Here is an 18353-nt window from a genome sequence, read left to right as displayed (position 1 = left end):
GGTGCCTCGAGGGGTGAATATCGGCGCTTTGCTTCCGCTTTGCTCCAGCTACCGTCGATATATCCTTGCCAACAACGTATCTCGATGTCATCAGATGGGATCAGCTGGCGTTCAGCTCGATTGACGCATGTTGCTGTTCGAACACATCGGCAAGCCCGCCGGCTGTGCCGTGGTGCGGAACGCTCGGTCCACACCGATTGTCTAACCGCGGTATATAACGAAGAGCAGAAAACTAATTGGAGAAAGGCTTTCTCTCACCCCGAGCGCACCATTGCCGCCCCGGGCGTTCTAGGTGATGAGGTGCTCGATCCGGCCCACACCGTCGAGAGTGAGCGTCAGCGTGTCGCCGGGACGCAACCAGTGGCCGGTTTCCATTCCGGAGCCACCGGTCAGGGTCCCGGTGGCGAACAGTTCGCCGGCGTGCAGCTGTTCCGAACGCGAGGCGTGGGCCAGAACTTCGCCGATCCCGTGCGCCATATTGCCGCTTCGGACGATGCTGACGGTCGCACCGTTGACGGCGACCGATCCGGTGAGTGCGTCGATGCGCGGCAGTACCTCATCGGCGGTGACGGCGGTATCCGACATCGAGCTCAGGAAGTGCTTGGACTTCTGGGGGCCGAATCCGCTGTCCATCTCGGCGCGCTGGACATCGCGCGCGCTGAAGTCGTTGACGACGACAAAGGCGCCGATCGCCCGCTCGGCTTCGGCGGGCGTGGCGTCGAGCAAGGGGGCCGACAGTACGAACCCGAGCTCCAATTCGAAGTCGAGCGCGTCGGAGTAACTCGGTGTGGCGACCGGTGTGCCGGTCGGGACAAAGGTCTGAGCATTACCCATGTAGTAGATCGGCTGGCGGTAGAACAGCGGCTTGGGCCGAAGCTGCGGAGCGGGGTGACCGGTGACCTTCTCGTATGCCGCCGCGGCACGGTGTAGACCGGGATGGAAGCGGCGGATCAGACCCCGGGCGGCATCGATGTTGTGCTGTTCGTACAGCATGAAGTCGCGGAAGGACAGCGGTTGGAACGGCAGCAGATGTGGGCTGTTCCGAAGGTGCCGGTCGGCCTGCTCGGCCTCCCAATCGGCGTCGAACACCCGCCCGCCCAGCGCGGTGCTGCTCGACGCCGGCCGCCAGTCACCCCCGGGAGCAAGGAATTCGATCTGAAGGCCGGACTGGGTGCGGGTGCGACGCAGCTTCACCTCCGCGATCCTACGGATGGGCACCTACCCCCCGGGACGACGATTTTTCGCGATCTTTCCGTGGCTTTCCGCCGACAACCGAAGCGTCGGCGGCGAAGATGACGGCATGCAGCGTGTGGTGGTCGCCGGTCTGGGCGACGCGGGAGTGCTGACTGCGATGAAGCTGGCACAGCATTTCGACGTCGTCGGTATCTCGTCCAAGCCCGGCGTGGTCAGTGGCCAGGAGCTGGGTATCCGCCTGGCCCGCCCCGACGACTGGGCTCGGCACTATTGGATCGATTTCCACCGCTACCGAGCGCTCGACCCGGTACGCACGGTGCACGGCACCCTGACCGGGGTCGACCTGGGGGCGCGCACCGTGTCGGTCGATACCGGTGCGGCGACCACCATCGAGCCCTATGACGCGCTGGTCATCGCGACCGGGGTGCGCAATGGCTTCTGGCGGCACCCACACCGGCAGTCCAACGATCAGATCGACGCCGAGCTGCACGCCGCACATGTGCGACTCGCCGCGGCGTCGACCATCGCGGTGCTCGGTGGGGGCGCGGCCGCGGTCAGCGCGGCGGCCAACCTGGCCGCGGCGCTCCCACGGGCGCTCGTCGCGCTCTACTTTCCCGGCGACCGCGCGCTGCCCCAGCATCACGAGCGGGTATGGCGCCGGGTACAGCGCCGACTGCTCGACGCGGGCGTCGCGCTGCATCCCCGGCATCGCGCCGTGGTGCCCGAGGGCTTCCAGTGCGACGAGATCACCAGCGGGGCGGTCCAATTCAGTACCGGCCAGGCGGGGGCGCATGCCGATGCCGTGCTGTGGGCGATCGGTCGGGTGCGGCCGAACACCAAATGGCTACCCGGCGAGCTGCTCGACGAGGCCGGCTTCGTCGAGGTCACCGATCAGCTCCAGGTCCCCGGGCGCCCAGAGATCTTCGCCATCGGTGATGTCGCGGCCAGCGATCCACTGCGGTCCTCGGCGCGCAATCGTGCCGACGGGCTGGTCGCCCACAATGTCCGGGTCCAGCTCGACCGCCGCGGTGCCCCGCGACGGTTCCGCCCGGCGGCGCGGCGGTGGGGCTCGGTGCTCGGCGCGCAACCCGACGGTCTGGAGGTGTTCACCCCGACCGGGCGCGCGTTCCGATTCCCGGCCTGGTCCATCGAGCGGGTACTCCAGCCGTGGATCGTCAAGCGGGGCATCTACGGCGGCGTCCGCGACCGCTGAGCGGCTCGGTCCGGAATCCTGGACCGAGACGATAGCCTGATCGCGTGCACCGCCTGCTGCTCCGGAGCGTGCCACTGGTGTTGACGCCGGTGCTGCTGGCGGTGAGCACCTTTCCCGGGCAGTTCCGCGTCTCGTTGCCCTTTTGGCTACTGGCCTGCGCATCGGCGGTGGTCTTCCTCTGCGGTGAGCGCCGGCCGTTGCCGGTATCGCTGATCCTGTCGGTACTTGCGGTGCCGATGTTCGCCGATCAGGCCTGGGGCCTGTCGGGGGTGGTGCCCTATCTCGGCGCGATCGCGCTGGCCGATCTGACCGCCCGGGTGGACAGCAACAGGGTCGTGGCGGTGGCAAGTGCAGCCTGGCTGGCCGCGCTGCTGCTCGGTGTGGAGCTCGATGACCACGCCCAGCGCTGGGGTGCGGCCGATCTGACCACGGTGGCAGCGGCTTTGGGGCTCCCCCTGCTGCTCGGCCTGTATCTGCGAAGCCAACGTCAGATAAGGTCGGCCGCCCAGTCGCAGGTCCGCGCCCAGGAGCGCACCGCGATGGCGCGCGAACTGCATGACCTCGTCGCGCATCACATGGCATCGATCGTTCTGCGCACCGGAGTCGCCGAACACGTGATCGATGGTGCCGACCCGCGGGTCGCCGAGGTACTCGGCGACGTGCACCGCACGGCCGCGGACGCACTGGCCGATATCCGCAGATGGCAGAGCGCACTGCGCGATCCGGACCTGCACGAGGTCGCCATGGTGGAACCCGAAGCATTGTGGAGTGAGATCGACGCCGCGATCGAACGCACCCGCGCCGCAGGTTTCGCGGTGACCGCCGATATCGACAGGGACGGCACGGGTCTGGATGCGATGGCCAGGCTCACGGTGCTGCGAGTGATCCAAGAATCGCTGACCAATGTGATGAAACATGCCGAGCCCGTGGGCCCGGTGACGCTGAGCGTGACACGACGCGATGGTGGCATCGACATCCGAGTGGACAACGCCGGTGGCGACGAATCGGCGGGTGGGCTGGGGATCGTCGGGATGTCGGAGCGGTTGGCCCTCATGGGCGGTGAATTCCGCTCCGGTCGCGGTGAGCGGGGATGGGAGGTGCGGGCATGGTTACCCGTGTCGTGATCGCCGACGATCAGCGCCTGGTGCGAGCGGGTCTGCGGATGCTCTGCGATTCGACCGAGGACATCGAGGTGGTCGCGGAAGCTTCCGATGGGGCGCAGGCCGTCCGTGCCACCGCTGAACTGATGCCGGACGTCGTGCTGATGGATCTCCGCATGCCAGGGGTGGACGGCATCACCGCGACCGAGCAGATCCGCTCGGCACGGGCCGATTCGAAGATCCTGGTGTTGACGACGTTCGATGATGACGAGCACCTGTACCCGGCGCTGGCCGCCGGCGCGTCGGGGTTTCTGGTCAAGGACACCGAACCGAGTGAACTGCTCGCCGCGGTGCGACGGGTGGCCGCCGGGGAACTGGTGTTGTCGGCGCATGTGTTGCAGCGCTTGGTACTTCGCGCTGTCGACGCGCGCGGCACCGCGGCGGTGGAACCGGTCCCGCTGACCGAACGAGAAGAGGATGTGCTGCCGCTGGTGATCGAGGGTTTGTCCAATCAGGAGATCGCGGCACGCCTGCATCTGGGGGTGACGACGGTCAAGACCCATGTCGCGAACCTGATGACCAAGCTGGGCGCCCAGAATCGGGTACAGCTCGCGGTGTACGGGTATCAGCGCATGGTGTGACCCGCCATCGGGGTTGCCGGCGGACCCGCCGGCTGCTGCCCGGGGCCGAGGACGAGGAATTGTCCCATCATCCCCTGGTCCTCGTGCCAGGCCAGGTGGCAGTGGTACATGTACGGCCACGTGGGATCGGTGTAGTCGGTGAAGCGAACGGCGATCCGCATCCGTTGCGCCGGAGCGATGTACACGGTGTCCTTGAAGCCGGCGAGGTGTGCCGGTGGCGCGGCACCGTCGATGTCGATGATCCGGAACTGGGTGTCGTGGACGTGGAAGTTGTGCGGCCAGTTGTCGACGTTGCGCACGGTCCAGATCTCGTCGGTATCCACCGTCGCGTGAAAATCGATGCGGTTCATGTCCATCCGATTGTGGTTGATCATGAACCATTGCAGGTCGAACTGCCGCCGCACCGCCGCCGCATCATCGGGCAGCGCCGGTAACGCGGCCAGCGTCGCGGGTAATACCGGACTGCGACCGAGCGTGTCGTCGGCGTGGATCGCCAGGACGGTGAAAGCATCGTCCACGCCGAAGCGGGCCGCTTCGTCATCGGCCAGTCCGGCCCGGTTCTCGATGGGGAACGACTGCAGCGCAGCGGATTCACCGGGCCGGAAACCGACGACGATCTCGGCGCGTTCCCCTGGGGAGAGCTGGACGCGAGAGGCCTCGACGGGAGCCGCCAACAATCCGCCGTCACCGGCGATGATGTGGAACCGGCGATCATCGCCGAACCCGAAATTGTAGAGCCGGCCGCCCGACCCGTTGAGCAGACGCAACCGCACACGCTGCGTGGTCACCGAAAGATGGGCACCGGTGATGCCGTTGGTCAGGAGCGTGTCACCGAGAAGTCCGATATCGGTGGGGTCGGACTCGTCCAGCGCTCCCGCAGCGGTGAACCTGCGGTCCTGGACGATCAGCGGGATATCGTCGATACCGTAGTCGCGCGGCAGTCCGTCGACGGTGTCGTCATCGATCAGGAACAGCCCGGCCAGTCCTCGGTAGATGTGCTTCTCGGTCGCACCGTGCGGGTGCGGGTGGTACCAGAGCGTCGCCGCGGGTTGTTTTATCTCCCAACGGGGTTCCCAAGAACCACCGGCCGGCACGGTCTGATGCGGCCCGCCGTCACACTGCGCGGGAACGTGCATGCCGTGCCAATGCACGGTGGTCGGCTCGGCCAACTCGTTCTGCACGCGCACCGCGACCTGTTCCCCACGGCGCGCGCGCAGTGTCGGGCCGAGGATGGACCCGTTGAATCCCCAGGTCGCCGTCCGCACGCCGGGCTGTATCTCGGTGTGCCCGGACATCGCCCGCAACACGAAGGTGCGGGTCCCGTCGACGACGGTGGAATCGGCCTGCGGCGGTATCGGCAGCGGACGGGTCGAGCGCTCGGCGGCGGCGGTGGTGCGTGAGCACCCCACGCTCAGGACGAGCGGGGCCGCGGCGAGACCGAACAGCAATTGTCGGCGGGTTGGTGAGAGCACCCCCTGAGTCTTCGGAATTCGGCATCCGCTGTACTCAGCCGTACGGTCCGAAAATTCGGCCCGCCAGCACCTTGTGCCGGTCGTGAATGTCTGCTAACGCCCGGTCGCGACCCGCGGCGGCTTCGGCTCGGCGGTGTCGAGCACCAGCTCGGCAACCCGATTGCGATGCGCCTCCGCACTTCCCAGCAGAGCGGCATCGGTGGTCGCCCGCTTGAGATAGAGGTGTGCCTGGTGTTCCCAGGTGAAACCGATGCCGCCATGGACCTGAATGGTGTCCGCGGCGATACGACTGAAGGCCGCCGAGGCGACGGCCTGGGCGATGCTGGCCGCCAACGCCGGGTCGTCGGAGCCGTCCCCGATGGCCCACGCCGCGTGATAGGCGGCCGAGCGGGCATGCTCCAGGTCGACCATGCCCTCCGCCAACCGGTGCTTGACCGCCTGGAACGAGCCGATGGGCCTACCGAACTGCAACCGCGACGTCGCGTAGGCCACCGACAGATCGAGCAGATGCTGCGCGGCGCCCACCTGCTCGCCCGCCAGCAGGGCCGAGCCGACCTGTAGGGCGTGGGTGATCACCCGGACGGCCTCGTCGGGTCCGGCGAGCAGCCGCGCCGGGGCGTCCTGCAATGCGATATCGGCCTGCGGACGGGTCAGGTCGAGGGTGACCAACGGAGTGCGTGACACACCCTCGGCGTCGGCGTCGACGGCATACAACGACACCCCGCCGCCGCCACGCGCCGCGACGAGCAGCTCGTCGGCGGCGGCACCGTCCACGACACGTGCGACGGTGCCGGTGAGTCGGTCGGTCCCCGAGACGGTGACGGCGGCCGGATCGAAGGCGCCCGCCCGGTCGGGCACCGCGAACGCAGCGGTGCGGGCCCCCTCGATCAAGGCGCCCAGCAGCTCGTCACGCGCGGCCCCTGCCGGTGCCGCCACCAGCGCCGGGATCGACAGATAGACCGTCCCGAACAATGGCCCGGTGGCCAATGCCGCACCCAATTCCTCGACCGCGATGGCCTGGTCGACCAGCGTGCCGCCGAATCCGCCGTCGGATTCGGGCACCGTGAGGCCGAGCACGCCGAGCTCGGCGCCCAGCCGCCGCCAGACCGCGCGGTCGAACCGCGGCTCGCACTCCATGTGTGCCCGGGCACTGGCCTCGCCGAAGTTGTCCGCGGCGAATTTCCTTACCGCGGACCGTAATTGATTCTGTTCATCGGTGAACACGAACTCCTCAGCCTTTTTGTCGGGCTGATCCGTAAACTCCTCAGCCTTTTTGTCGGGCTGATCCGTAAACTCCTCAGCCACGCGGAATCTCCTTCCACGGCATGCCCGCGTCAGCGCGCAGATCCCCGGGCAACCCCAGGATTCGTTCGGCCAGGATGTTGCGCATCACTTCCGATGTCCCGCCTTCGATCGTGTTGGCCTTGCTACGCAGGAAACGCTGCTGGATCGGACCGCGACAGTCACCGTCGTCATCGCGTTCGAGCGCGTAACTGTGGTACAGGATGCCCTCGGCGCCAAGCAGATCCATGCACCACGTGTAGATGTGCTGGTTGAGCTCGGCGCCGACGAGCTTGCCGATCGACCCCTCCGGGCCGGGGCCGCCGACGCTCGCGGTCGCCCGTGATCGCTGCGCGGTGAGGCGCTGTGCTTCCGAGCGCAACCACAGTTGGGTCAATCGTTCGCGCAGCACCGGGGTCTGCAGGTCCGGGCGCGCCGCCCACAGCCCGACGGCCTCGGAGATGGTGCCCGCACCGCGCCGCGATCCGCTACCGCCCAGCGCACTGCGCTCGTTCATGAGTGTCGTCATCGCGACACCCCAACCGTTGCCGATCGCCCCGAGCCGGTGGGCATCCGGGATGCGGGCGTCGGTGATGTAGACCTCGTTGAACTCGGCCTGCCCGGTGAGCTGTCGCAGCGGTCGGGTCTCGACGCCGGGGGCGTGCATGTCCAGGACGAAGTAGGTGAGCCCCTTGTGCTTGGCGACCCCGGGATCAGTGCGGGCCAACAGCAGGCCCCAGCGCGCGCGGTGCGCCAGGCTGGTCCACACCTTCTGGCCGTTGATCACCCACTCGTCGCCATCGGGCACCGCCGAGGTGGCCAGGCCGGCCAGGTCGGATCCGGCGCCGGGCTCGGAGAACAGCTGGCACCAGATGTCCTCGGTGCTGGCCAGCGGCCGCAGCCAGAACCGCTTGAGTTCCTCGGATTGCGCATGTTCCCGCACCGTCGGTGCGGCCATCCCGTAGCCCATCGGGTTCAACCCCAGGGGCATCGGACCGCCGGCACCCTGCAGGACGGCGTCGGCAACGGCCTGCAGTCCCCGAGACACTCCCATACCGCCCAGGCCCTCGGGGAAATGCACCCACGCCAGACCGGCGTCGTAACAGGCGGCCAGGAACTCCGGGACGGGCACCACCTTGGGGTCGTGCTCCTCGACGACTCGCCTGGCACGTTCGGCGACCCGTTCGGCATCTGCTGTCGCACTCATGCAGCCACCCTAGGCAAGAGTGATCGACGTCACGTATGCGGGTCTACCAACCGGTGGGGCAGGATGGCGTTCATGCATGTGACCGCGCACGCCACCGTCGACACCGATATCCAGAAGGTGTGGGACACCCTGACCGACCACCTGGGCATGGCCGGCTGGGGGCCCGGAATCAGCGTCACCCTGGGACGCCCCGGCGCTCCCGAGCCCAACGGACTCGGGGCCGTGCGCCGGATCAGCACACCCGGACCCGGACCGGACATCGTCGAAGAGGTCACCACCTTCGAGGCACCCCATGTCTTCGGCTACAAGGCGCTGTCGGGCACGCCGTTCCCCGGCTACACCGGCGAGGTGCGGCTGACCCCGTCCGGGACCGGGACGCAGATCGACTACACGATCGGCTCGACCGCCTCGTTCCCGCTCGTCAAGGCGCCGCTCGCGGTGGTCGGGCAGGTGCTGCTGCGCCTGCTGGTGCGCGCCGCGTCGCGCGCCTGACCGCGAGGCCGCTACCGGTTCGGCGGGCCGTTCACGCCGTAATCGAAGACGCGGGTGGCTTCTCCGACCGCGGCCGTGGCCGCGGTCATGTCCAGCGGCTGTAAGGCCACCTCGATGAACACCAGGCGATCGGCGTCCGCCGCAGCGGCGAGTGCGTCCCGTAGTTCGGAACGCGTGGTGCAGACCGCGGCCAACAGCCGGTCGTCGTCGATGCCGAATGCCCGTGGCACATCGGGGTACACCCAGTCGGCGACGTCGTTGTAGGCCGAGGTGGCCCCCAGGATCGATCGTTCGATGGTGTAGCCGCGATTGTTGAGCAGGAATATCACCGGCGCGAACCCGTGCCGGATGACCGAGGACAGTTCCTGCGCGGTCACCTGGAACGAACCGTCGCCGGTGCACAGCACATGCCGTCGGTCCGGGCGGGCGACCAGGGAACCGAACAGGGCGGGAAGCGCGTACCCGATTGAGCCCCAGCTCGATTGGTTGATATAGCTGACCCCTTCGGGCAGCGACATCCCGACGGTGTTCTGAGCCGAGGTGCCGGTTTCGGCGACCAGCACATCGCCGCCGCGCAGGAACCGTTGCAGTTGCCCGAAGAAGAATGCCTCGGTGAGTTCGCCACCGTCGGGCTCGTCGGCCTGGCCCCGCGGCGTGGTGTGCCACCACCGCGGGCGGGCGGCGGTATCGACCGATCCCAGTACCGCGTCGATGGTCGTGCCGTAATACACGGTGCTGTCCGACAATTGGGTGTACGTGGGCTCCAGCCGCACGACCGACCTGCCCGAGAAGTCCAGCGTGAAACACGCGGTGGTGACATCGGATCTGGTGAAGCCACAGGTGATCACCAGATCACTGTCATCGAAGATGGCCTGACCCGCGGAGCCGGGCAGCATGCCCTGGTACTGCTCGGACATGGGGTCGGCGTAGTGCACGGCGGGCAAGGTGCAGAAGTACGGAATGTCCCGCTGGGCGCAGAATCGCTCGATCGCGGGCAGGGCGCCCCAGCGCACGGCGGCCGCATCGAACACCACCACCGGCCGGCGCGCCCCGGACAACATCTCGGACAGCCGCCCGGCCGCCGCGAGAACGTCCCGGTGCGCCGGTTCGGCGTCACCGACGGTCAGTATGTCCTCGGGCGTGGCGATGTCGACGTGGGGCAGATCCGAGGGCAACTCGAGGCGGACGGGCCGCCGTGACCGGAACGCCGCCCGCAGGGCGTGGTCGATGACCTCGACGGCGTTATCGGTCGAGATCGTCGCCGAGTACTCGGTGAACTCGGCGAACGCTCGGTGGACGTTGCGATAACCGCCGTCGAGCAGGCTGTGGTGCAACGACTTACGATCACGTACCGCGTGCGCGGGTGGCGCGCCGGAGATGTGGATCAGTGGGATGTGTTCGCAGTACGCGCCGGCCACCCCGTTGAGCGCACTGAGGCAGCCCACGCCGTAGGTGGTGATCAGCACGCCCGGCTTTCCCGAGCGCGCGTAACCGTCGGCGGCGTAGGCGGCGTTGAGCTCGTTGCAGTTACCCATCCAGCGCATCGTCGGATGCGCCTCCAGCTGCTCCAGGAACGACATGTTGTAGTCACCCGGCACACCGAAGGCGTGTGTGGTGCCGACCTCGGCCAGCCGACGAAGCAGGAACTCCCCGATGTTCATCCGACACTCCTTGCGATGCTGCGGCCCGCGGCGCGGCCGGTGAACAGGCAGCCGCCGACGAATGTGCCCTCCAGGGAACGGTGGCCGTGGATCCCGCCTCCACCGAACCCGGAAACCTCCCCCGCGGCGTAGAGGCCCTCCAGTACGGTCCCGGTCTCGGTCAGCACTCGGCCCTGAAGATCGGTCTGTACTCCGCCCAATGTCTTCCGCGTCGTGATGTGCAGCTTGACCGCGATCAAGGGGCCGGCCTTCGGATCCAGGATGCGCCCCGGCTTGGCGACGCGGAAACGGTCGGGCCAGTAGCGGCGGGCGTTGTAGATCGCCGCGAACTGGGGATCCTTGCTGTAGCGGTTACCCACCTGGGAGTCGCGGGCGGTGATCTCGCGTTCCAGGACAGCAGGGTCGACGGCCATCCGGGCGGCCAGCTCACCGATGGTGGCCGCCTGCACGAAATCCGCTCCACGGTCCAGGAATTTCTCGGCGAAACCGCCCAATCGAGGACGCAGCAGACCGTGTATCACCGCCAACGGGTGCTTTCCGGTGATCGCCGGATTCAGCTCCTGACCGGACATCGCGAACTCCTTGGCGAAGATCTCGGCGTTCATCACCAGCCACGAGTGGGTGTGGCCGGAGGCCATCACGTACCGGACGGCTCCAACGGTGTCGAAGTTCGGGTACAGCGGCGGAGGTAGTCGGATGCCGCCGCCGTCGAGCCACAGCGCCGACGGGCCCGCGGTGATATGGATTCCGTGATTGGGCCAGACCGGATCGATGTTGGTGACGCCATCGGGATAGAACCAGAGCCGGTTCTCGTTGGCGATCTTCGCCCCCGCCCGTTTGGCGACGGCGATCAACGATCCGTCGACGTAGGCGGGGTTGCCGCAGAGCATGTCGTCGGGAAAGGTGCCGAAGCTCTCGGTGAACAGGCGCCGCACCATCGTCGGGCTGCCACCGACGCCGCCGGTCGCCAACAGCACAGCGCTTGCGGTGGCGCTGAATTCGCCCACCGCGGTCTCGCTCGAACGCGCGCCACGCCGATGCGGGGACGGCTCGAGCAGTGTTCCGTGGACACCGGTGATGCGACCGCCGGTGGCGTCCAGACCGGTCACACGGTGGCGGAACAGACGGGTGACCAGACCGCGCGCCTGGGCGTCGAGCACCCGGCGGGCGAAGACATCGACCAAACCCGGGCCGGTACCCCAGGTGATGTGGAAGCGTGGCACGCTGTTTCCGGACCCGAGTGCGCCGTGCCCGCCCCGTTCGGGCCAGCCCGGGAGCGGGAAGGCGCGCCAACCCAGTCCGCGCAGCCAGCGGCGCTTCTCGCCGGCGGCGAAGTCGACATAGTGCGCGGCCCACTGCCGCGGCCAATGATCATCGTCGCCGTCGGAGAACTGCGCCGAACCCAGCCAGTCCTGCCACGCGAGATCGCGTGAATCCCGGATCCCACACATCCGCTGTTCGGGGGTGTCGACCATGAACAAGCCCCCGAACGACCAGTAGGCCTGACCGCCGAAATCGACGGGCCCCTCCTGGTCCAGCAGCAGAACGCGTCTGCCCGCCTCGACGAGCTCGTGGGTAGCCACCAGACCTGCCAGTCCGTGACCGACCACGATCACATCGGCGGACGGCGGCGTCATGGGGATACGGGTCTCCGGTCTGTTGTCTGTTCCCGGGACAGTACCGACCGCGATGCCCCGGTGCGGGTGGAATCCGACGCACGCCTGTCCCGCACGCCCCGCCGTTGCCGCCGGACCGGGTGTCTGCACCGACATAGGCGTGGGGCCAAGAGTGTGTCCGCCGACATTGTCGGTCGGGCCACGTCACCCGCATCGTGTTCTCGTGACGACCATCACAGGAAACCGACTCGCCAAGATCGCCGTTGCCTTCGCATCCGCGCTCACCATCGCCGCTGCCACGGCATGCTCCGCAGGCCTCGGCGGTCCGGCCTCATCCCGCTCGGCCCAGGACGGTGTCATCCGGTTCACCTTTGCCCCCGACCCGATCTGGGACTACATGCATGACACCGGGGTCATCGACGAATGGGAACGCGACACCGGCTACTCCATCGAAACCAGCGCCACCTGGGACGAATTCGGGCTGTTCGCCGGTGGGCACGCCGACATCATCTCCTCGGCCTCCTTCGAGGTCCCAGCCCTTGAAGAGCAGACCCAGCGCGAGACCGTCATCATCGGTCGCTACAACGCCGAACGCAGCCGCATCCTGGTCCGTGCCGATGATCCCGCCCGGTCGCTGGAGGATCTGCGGGGTCGACGACTCGGTGTCTTCACCACCGTGTCGGGCACGTTGGTATGGAGTGCGCTCGTGCAGCAGATGCACGGTATGAATCTCGTCGCCGCGGGTGAGCGCCCCAGCGATGTCGACATCGTGGTCGCCGATATCCAGAACCTGTCGAATCTGTTGGCACGCGGTGAGATCGATGCCTGTATCTGCTACCCCGACCTGTCTGCTCGAGAACTGCGCGACGGATCGGTGCGGGCACTCTATGACGGCAAGTCCTCGGCCGACCTCTTCGCCGAACTTTCCTGTCCGGGTTGCCGTTCGTGATCGTCAACATCGCCAAGGCGACCCGAGCGGTACCGGCCGACCTGGTGCTGATGGCGCGGGCTTTCGGGGTCTCCCGGACGACGGTGCTGCGGCAGATCGTCGTCCCCGCTGTCGCCGGATCCACGGTGGCCGCAGTCAGATTCGCCATCATGAGCGCCTGGAACGGCCTGCTGCTTGCCGAGTGGTTCGGCGCCACCTCCGGTGTAGGTTGGCGGTCCCGTTACTGGTATGACGCCAACCAACTCGACGGCTTCCTGGCCTGGGTGCTGGTCTTCATCCTGCTGCTCGTCATCGCCGATCTGCTGATCCTCGGACCCATCGAGCGCTACGCCACCCGCTGGCGCACCGCCTGACCACCCGACCGTACCGAACTTAAGGAAAAGCCATGGCCTCCATCGATATCCAGAACCTGGTCAAGGAGTACACCGACCGCCGCGGCGACATCACCCGCGTCATCGACGGGGTGGATCTCACCATCTCGGGTGAGACATTCGTGTCCGTCGTCGGGCCGTCGGGCAGCGGAAAGACCACACTGCTCAATATCGTCTCGGGGATCGAGACGCTCACCTCGGGCAGCGTGCGCCTGCGCTCGGGCTCCGACGACGCCCGCGTCGGCTATGTGTTCCAGGATCCCCGACTGCTGCCGTGGCGCACCGTGATGGCGAATCTGGGCTTCGTGCAGCACGAGCGTGCAGGCTGGCAGGAACGGGCCGAACACTATCTGGACCTGGTGGGACTGAGTCACTGCGGCAACAGGTTTCCCGCGCAGCTATCGGGTGGCCAACAGCAGCGGATCGGTATCGCCCGCGCGTTCGCAGTCGAACCCGATGTGTTGCTGATGGACGAGCCGTTCAGCCACCTCGATGCGATGACCTCGCGGACGCTGCGTGAGCATCTGGAACGGATCTGGCTGGAGTCCCGGCGCACCGTCATGTTCGTCACCCATGACGTCACCGAGGCGGTGCAGTTGTCCGATCGGATCGTGGTGCTCGCGCCGGGTGGACGCATCCACGAGGTCATCGACGTCGATCTGCCCAGACCCCGCAAAGCGTCCGACCCGGCGGTCGCGGTGCTGCAGGCCGAGGTGCTTGCCCGCTTCGAGGCTCTCGAGGCAATGGCATCGGTCTGAGCAGTCGTACGGGCGAACTCAGTGCGTCAGGGCCCTGGTCACACCCGCCGCCACGACCTTCTTGGCCACCGGGTGCTTCTGCCGACGTGACTTCCCACGATTGCGGCGGACCACCAGGAGGGCAACGACGGCCAAGCCGGCGACGACCGCGATCGCGACACGGGAGTCGGCCTTCTCGGCGACGACCTGCTTCACCTCGTCGGTCTTCTCCGCGACGGCCTGCTTGGCATCCTGGGCCTTCTCGGTGACGGCCTGCGCCGCGTCCTCGGCCTTGTCCGCGACCGCGTCCAGCCCCTGGTTGACCTGTGCGGTCGCCTTGTCCGCGGCGCCGTCGGCCTTCAGGTCGTCATTGCCGACCAGATCGCCGGCGGCCTCCTTGGCGCGGCCGGCGAGTTCCTCTGCCTTGTTCGTGATATCTGCCATGATCGGTGTCCTTTCTCGCTTCGTTGCTGACTGTTGGTCGTGACGAAGCGGCGAAAGCGCATGCATCCCGGGGGGTGAGGCTGCTCACAGCAGCCGAGAGGTTCAGGCGATCCGCGGGATCTCGGCGTTGATCCGGTCCAGCAGCGCCGGATAACGTTTGGCTTCCGGGTGGCCGCTCGGCTTGCCGCTGCTGATCACCGCCACCGACAACGCGCGCTGCGGATCGGCCCACACCGCGATATCGGTCAGCCCCGTATGCCCGAAGGCCCCACCGGCATCCTTACCGAACGGGCCGAACCGCTTGGACCCCAGCATGTAGCCGGTGCCCCAGCGCATCGGCTGCAAACCCGTCGCGAGATCCGGGCGCAGCCGCCGGGCTTCGGCCGTCGCCCGGCGCAACGTGTCTGCCGCCAGTACCCGGTGCCCATCGAGTTCCCCACCGCGGACCAGGATCTCGGCGAACCGTGACAACTCGAATGCGTTCGAGACGGTGTTCGACGACGGGATGACACCGGTGAGGAACTCGGGCGTGTTGGAGAACGGGATGATCTGTTGGGGGGTACCTCCGACGGCCGTCTTGAATGCCTTGGCAATCGGCGCGGGCAACGGCTTGCCCGTCACATGGCTCGGCGCAACCAACGGAACGTCCTGGGGCGCAACACCATAATTCGTCCAACGGAAACCGAGTGGATCGAGGATCTCCTCGGCGAGGATATCGCGGATGCTGCGTCCGGTGGCCGCCGAGATGATCTCACGCATCAGCGGACCCCACGTCACACCGTGGTAGATGTGGACCAGACCGGGCCGGTACACCGGCTTCATCCGGCCGAGCATCTCACGCGCGTATTCGCTGTCGTCCATCCGCTTCAGATCGGGACGAGGCCCGGTGGCGAACGGGATGCCGGCGCTGTGGGTCAGCGCATGCCGAATGGTGGTGCGGTCCTTGCCATGACTGGTGTAGTCGGGCAGGTAGTCACACACGCGATCCTCGAGGGAGAAGGCGCCGCGCTCGACCAGCATGTGGGTCACGGTGGTGGTGATCGCCTTTGCGGCGGAGTACACGCAGTACGGCGTATCGGTGCGCACCGGGACGCGCTCGGCATCGGCGGGATCGTGCGGCCCGTTCCCCCACGCGTGTCCGATGGCGCGATTGAGGATGACCTTGGAGTTGCGGCGCAGGCAGACCTGGATGGCCGGGTGCATACCGGCCCGGTACCAGTGCGTGGCGGCATCCCAGATCCGTTCCACCGCACCGGAATCAACCTCATCGGTATCCTCGATGCCCCGATCGGTGATCGCGTCGAGGTCGTCGGTCACCTGGATGCGACCCTCGTGAACGCTCACGGGGCGTCCTTGCGCAGCACCGCGGACAGGTGGTGCTGCAGTGGTTGGCCGACGGCGGCCATCTGGACGGTGTAGCTCAGCTCCTCACCGCGCAGTGTGAAGGTGCGAGCCATGGCGCTGACATCCTTGGCCGAGGACGACCGGCCGATGGTGGAGGTCATCGTCATGGTCAGCGCACCGTCGTCGCCGATCTGCAATGGCCCCTCCATCACCTCGACGATGCCGGTGGGGTGCGCCAACACCCATTCGACCCGGCCGGGCTCGGGTATCCGGATGTAACCCGTCTCGGCGTGCAGCGGTCGTCCGTCGGCGCGTGAACGCGTGTGCTGGTTATAGGACAGGAACGGTTTCCCGACGTGACCGAAGGTGATCGACTCCTGATACTCGAAAGACGGAATCGTGGGGTACTCGCCCGCGCCGGGCCCGGCCCAGATACCCAGCAGAGGCTCCAGGACCGTCATCGCGGGATGCAGGTCGACCATGCTCGTCACCCTACGTCGTGATCTACTTGCGCCGATATGAGCCAGCATGATCAGTCCCTCGTCGCACCCATCCAGCGCCCGCACCCCACCCGCTCGGACAAGGCTCTCTACCCGGTGACCGGGCTGGCCATCGCCCGATACGGTGACGTCGACGCCAACGGACACGTGAACAACCTTGCCCTGGAGTCACTGCACGAGACCGCTCGTGCGGAGTTCAACGAGCACATCTTCCCCGACATCTACCAGCCGGCATCGCGCACGGTCCGGCTGGTGTCGGCCAGCAACGTCGTGCATTTTCTTGCCGAGGTGCACTGGCCGGCGACCATCGAGACCGGGCTGGGTATCGGCAAGCTCGGCCGCACATCCTATGTGGCGTCCACCGCCCTGTTCGTCGGCCAGACCTGCGTCAGCCTGTGCGACACCGTGCTGGTGATGCTCGATGACGACGGGCCCACCCCGATCCCCGACGAGGCGCGCGAACGGCTCGGCGGATACCTGCTGGCCTGAAACACCGCTCTGAAACGTCGATGGTCGTGCACCCGGGTGGGTGCACGACCATCGATGTGTGTGTGAGTCCCTAGAGCGCGGCGTCGGCCTCGCTGAGCGCGGCATCCAGGATGGCCAGGCCCTCGCGGACCTCGTCATCGCTGATGTTGCAGGCCGGAACGGCGTGGATGCGGTTGAAGTTCGCGAACGGCAGCAGTCCGCCGGACTTGCACGCCGCGATGACCGCGTTCATGGCCGGGCTCGATCCGCCGTAGGGCGCCAACGGTTCCCGTGTCTGCTGATCGGCCACTAGCTCGACGGCCCAGAACACGCCGAGGCCGCGCACCTCGCCGACACAGCGGTGTCTGGCCGCCAGGTCGCGCAGGCCGGGACCGAGCACGTCGGCGCCGATGCGCTTGGCATTGGCCACCATTGCCTCGTCCTCCATCGTGTTGATGGTCGCGACCGCGGCCGCGCAGGCCAGCGGATGGCCGGAGTAGGTCAGCCCACCGGGGTAGGCGCGGTCGGCGAATGTCGCGGCGATCTTCTCGCTGATCGCGACGCCACCCAGCGGGACATACCCGGAGGTGACACCCTTGGCGAAGGTGATCAGATCCGGTGTCACGTCGAAGTTCTGGATGGCGAACCACTCGCCGGTACGGCCGAATCCGGCCATCACCTCGTCGGCGATCATGACGATGCCGTACTTGTCACAGATCTCCCGCACACCGGCCATGTAGCCGGGCGGCGGCACCATGATGCCCGCGGTGCCCGGCACCGACTCGAGGATGATCGCGGCGAACGACGTCGCCCCCTCGTGCTGGATGAGGCGCTCCAGGTAGTCCAGCGCACGCTCGGATTCCTGCTGCTCGTTCTCGGCGTGGAACGACGAGCGGTACAGGAACGGTCCGTTGAAGTGCACGACGCCGGCGCTGGCGTAATCGTTGGGGTAACGACGTGGGTCGCCGGTCAGATTGATGGCCGTGTCGGTCCCGCCGTGGTACGAGCGGTAGCGCGAGAGCACCTTGTAGCGGCCGGTGTGCAGCCGGGCCATCCGCACGGCGTGCTCGACGGCGTCGGCGCCGCCGTTGGTGAAGAAGATCTTGTTCAGATCACCGGGCGTGCGCTCGGCGATCAGCCGGGCTGCCTCCGAGCGGGCGTCGTTGGCGTGCTGGGGCGCGATGGTGCACAGTTTGGCGGCCTGTGCCTGGATCGCCGCGACGACCTTCGGGTGCTGATGCCCGATATTGGTGAAGACCAGCTGACCGGAGAAGTCGAGCAGCTTGTTGCCCTCGCCATCCCAAACATAGGAGCCGTCCGACGCGACGATCGTCATCGGCTTGATCTGCGCCTGCGCGGACCAGGAATGGAACACGTGGGCGCGGTCGAGTTCATAGGTGCGGGCGGCTTCGGCGCGGGCGTCGTCGACGGTCAGACCGTTCGGCAGCGTCGCGATGTCAGGGGTGGTCGTCATAGGTCCATCTTTCACTCAGTGCGGCGGCAGCGGGTAACGGATTCCCCGGCGAGCGTGCGTGGACTCCCATCCACGAGGGGCGTGTCGGGGTGCAGACACGCACGCTCGCCGGGGAGGGATCAGGCGTTCTCGGGGAAGCCGAGGTTGATGCCGCCGTGGGAGGGGTCGAGCCAGCGGGTGGTGATGGCT

At 67.3% G+C, this 18353-nt stretch carries 18 protein-coding genes; 8 read left to right on the top strand and 10 right to left on the bottom strand.

The window, feature by feature from the left end; translation table 11 throughout:
* Positions 1 to 288 precede the first annotated feature (288 nt).
* The gene (locus G154_RS21085; RefSeq protein ID WP_019514308.1) at positions 289 to 1194 is read right to left on the bottom strand and encodes a fumarylacetoacetate hydrolase family protein; all 906 of its coding nucleotides are present in this window, start codon (positions 1192 to 1194) and stop codon (positions 289 to 291) included.
* 106 nt (positions 1195 to 1300) lie between these two features.
* Between G154_RS21085 and G154_RS21080 the strand changes: the two genes are divergently transcribed.
* From G154_RS21080 to G154_RS21070, 3 genes are read left to right on the top strand one after another with little or no spacing between them, the layout of a single operon-like run.
* Positions 1301 to 2407 carry an FAD-dependent oxidoreductase gene (locus G154_RS21080; RefSeq protein WP_031601226.1) on the top strand — a complete coding sequence of 369 codons (1107 nt, stop codon included), beginning with the start codon at positions 1301 to 1303 and terminating at the stop codon, positions 2405 to 2407.
* A gap of 44 nt (positions 2408 to 2451) precedes the next feature.
* Positions 2452 to 3531, top strand: coding sequence for a sensor histidine kinase (locus tag G154_RS21075; RefSeq protein ID WP_019514310.1), 1080 nt, complete (start codon positions 2452 to 2454; stop codon positions 3529 to 3531).
* The gene (locus G154_RS21070; RefSeq protein ID WP_019514311.1) at positions 3513 to 4148 is read left to right on the top strand and encodes a response regulator transcription factor; all 636 of its coding nucleotides are present in this window, start codon (positions 3513 to 3515) and stop codon (positions 4146 to 4148) included. The genes G154_RS21075 and G154_RS21070 overlap by 19 nt, the downstream gene beginning before the upstream one ends.
* Here the strand turns inward: G154_RS21070 and G154_RS21065 are convergent.
* The 3 genes from G154_RS21065 to G154_RS21055 form a co-directional block, all read right to left on the bottom strand.
* Positions 4133 to 5620 carry a multicopper oxidase family protein gene (locus G154_RS21065; protein WP_023985026.1) on the bottom strand — a complete coding sequence of 496 codons (1488 nt, stop codon included), beginning with the start codon at positions 5618 to 5620 and terminating at the stop codon, positions 4133 to 4135. The genes G154_RS21070 and G154_RS21065 overlap by 16 nt on opposite strands.
* Positions 5621 to 5713: 93 nt before the next feature.
* Positions 5714 to 6925 (bottom strand): acyl-CoA dehydrogenase family protein, encoded by a 1212-nt coding sequence (locus tag G154_RS21060; RefSeq protein ID WP_023985025.1) that lies wholly within the window; start codon positions 6923 to 6925, stop codon positions 5714 to 5716.
* Positions 6918 to 8108 (bottom strand): acyl-CoA dehydrogenase family protein, encoded by a 1191-nt coding sequence (locus G154_RS21055; protein ID WP_019514314.1) that lies wholly within the window; start codon positions 8106 to 8108, stop codon positions 6918 to 6920. Before G154_RS21055 ends, G154_RS21060 begins: the two co-directional genes overlap by 8 nt.
* A 72-nt stretch (positions 8109 to 8180) precedes the next feature.
* Between G154_RS21055 and G154_RS21050 the strand changes: the two genes are divergently transcribed.
* The gene (locus G154_RS21050) at positions 8181 to 8600 is read left to right on the top strand and encodes an SRPBCC family protein (protein WP_031601225.1); all 420 of its coding nucleotides are present in this window, start codon (positions 8181 to 8183) and stop codon (positions 8598 to 8600) included.
* A gap of 11 nt (positions 8601 to 8611) precedes the next feature.
* Here G154_RS21050 and G154_RS21045 read toward each other — a convergent pair whose 3' ends face one another.
* Both G154_RS21045 and G154_RS21040 read right to left on the bottom strand, forming a co-directional pair.
* On the bottom strand, positions 8612 to 10261 hold the full coding sequence (locus tag G154_RS21045) for an alpha-keto acid decarboxylase family protein (protein WP_019514316.1): 1650 nt from the start codon (positions 10259 to 10261) through the stop codon (positions 8612 to 8614).
* Positions 10258 to 11898, bottom strand: a complete 1641-nt coding sequence (locus tag G154_RS21040; RefSeq protein WP_019514317.1) for an FAD-binding dehydrogenase — start codon at positions 11896 to 11898, stop codon at positions 10258 to 10260. Before G154_RS21040 ends, G154_RS21045 begins: the two co-directional genes overlap by 4 nt.
* Positions 11899 to 12100: 202 nt before the next feature.
* On the opposite strand from G154_RS21040, the gene G154_RS21035 reads away from it, so the two are divergent.
* Genes G154_RS21035 through G154_RS21025 form a run of 3 tightly spaced genes read left to right on the top strand, consistent with a single transcriptional unit; the run spans position 12101 to position 13955 of the window.
* Entirely contained in the window at positions 12101 to 12826 is a 726-nt protein-coding gene (locus tag G154_RS21035) for an ABC transporter substrate-binding protein (RefSeq protein WP_019514318.1), read from the top strand.
* A complete protein-coding gene (locus G154_RS21030; RefSeq protein ID WP_019514319.1) occupies positions 12823 to 13179 on the top strand; it encodes an ABC transporter permease in 357 nt (118 codons plus the stop codon). Before G154_RS21035 ends, G154_RS21030 begins: the two co-directional genes overlap by 4 nt.
* Positions 13180 to 13211: 32 nt before the next feature.
* Entirely contained in the window at positions 13212 to 13955 is a 744-nt protein-coding gene (locus G154_RS21025; protein WP_019514320.1) for an ABC transporter ATP-binding protein, read from the top strand.
* Positions 13956 to 13973: 18 nt separating this feature from the next.
* Here the strand turns inward: G154_RS21025 and G154_RS27425 are convergent, their stop codons facing one another.
* From G154_RS27425 to G154_RS21010, 3 genes are all read right to left on the bottom strand, one after another.
* Positions 13974 to 14378, bottom strand: coding sequence for a CsbD family protein (locus tag G154_RS27425; protein WP_019514321.1), 405 nt, complete (start codon positions 14376 to 14378; stop codon positions 13974 to 13976).
* 102 nt (positions 14379 to 14480) lie between these two features.
* On the bottom strand, positions 14481 to 15722 hold the full coding sequence (gene lipE / locus G154_RS21015; RefSeq protein WP_019514322.1) for a lipase LipE: 1242 nt from the start codon (positions 15720 to 15722) through the stop codon (positions 14481 to 14483).
* Entirely contained in the window at positions 15719 to 16204 is a 486-nt protein-coding gene (locus tag G154_RS21010) for a peroxynitrite isomerase (RefSeq protein WP_019514323.1), read from the bottom strand. The genes lipE and G154_RS21010 overlap by 4 nt, the downstream gene beginning before the upstream one ends.
* Positions 16205 to 16240: 36 nt before the next feature.
* Between G154_RS21010 and G154_RS21005 the strand changes: the two genes are divergently transcribed.
* Positions 16241 to 16711 (top strand): thioesterase family protein, encoded by a 471-nt coding sequence (locus G154_RS21005; protein ID WP_019514324.1) that lies wholly within the window; start codon positions 16241 to 16243, stop codon positions 16709 to 16711.
* 70 nt (positions 16712 to 16781) lie between these two features.
* On the opposite strand, the gene G154_RS21000 is transcribed toward G154_RS21005, so the two are convergent.
* A complete protein-coding gene (locus G154_RS21000) occupies positions 16782 to 18164 on the bottom strand; it encodes an aspartate aminotransferase family protein (protein WP_019514325.1) in 1383 nt (460 codons plus the stop codon).
* Positions 18165 to 18353: the final 189 nt, after the last annotated feature.

The sequence above is a fragment of the Mycobacterium sp. VKM Ac-1816D genome (assembly GCF_000416385.1).
Lineage (GTDB): Bacteria > Actinomycetota > Actinomycetes > Mycobacteriales > Mycobacteriaceae > Mycobacterium > Mycobacterium neoaurum_A.
This window is presented reverse-complemented; position numbering and strand designations above follow the sequence as displayed.

Coding starts and splice junctions, on each gene's coding strand:
- G154_RS21000 (WP_019514325.1), bottom strand. CDS start 18,164: ATGACGACCACCCCTGACATCGCGACGCTGCCGAACGGTCTGACCGTC.
- G154_RS21045 (WP_019514316.1), bottom strand. CDS start 10,261: ATGAACATCGGGGAGTTCCTGCTTCGTCGGCTGGCCGAGGTCGGCACC.
- G154_RS21040 (WP_019514317.1), bottom strand. CDS start 11,898: ATGACGCCGCCGTCCGCCGATGTGATCGTGGTCGGTCACGGACTGGCA.
- G154_RS21055 (WP_019514314.1), bottom strand. CDS start 8,108: ATGAGTGCGACAGCAGATGCCGAACGGGTCGCCGAACGTGCCAGGCGA.
- G154_RS21025 (WP_019514320.1), top strand. CDS start 13,212: ATGGCCTCCATCGATATCCAGAACCTGGTCAAGGAGTACACCGACCGC.
- G154_RS21005 (WP_019514324.1), top strand. CDS start 16,241: ATGAGCCAGCATGATCAGTCCCTCGTCGCACCCATCCAGCGCCCGCAC.
- G154_RS21010 (WP_019514323.1), bottom strand. CDS start 16,204: ATGGTCGACCTGCATCCCGCGATGACGGTCCTGGAGCCTCTGCTGGGT.
- G154_RS21080 (WP_031601226.1), top strand. CDS start 1,301: ATGCAGCGTGTGGTGGTCGCCGGTCTGGGCGACGCGGGAGTGCTGACT.
- G154_RS21070 (WP_019514311.1), top strand. CDS start 3,513: ATGGTTACCCGTGTCGTGATCGCCGACGATCAGCGCCTGGTGCGAGCG.
- G154_RS27425 (WP_019514321.1), bottom strand. CDS start 14,378: ATGGCAGATATCACGAACAAGGCAGAGGAACTCGCCGGCCGCGCCAAG.
- G154_RS21050 (WP_031601225.1), top strand. CDS start 8,181: ATGCATGTGACCGCGCACGCCACCGTCGACACCGATATCCAGAAGGTG.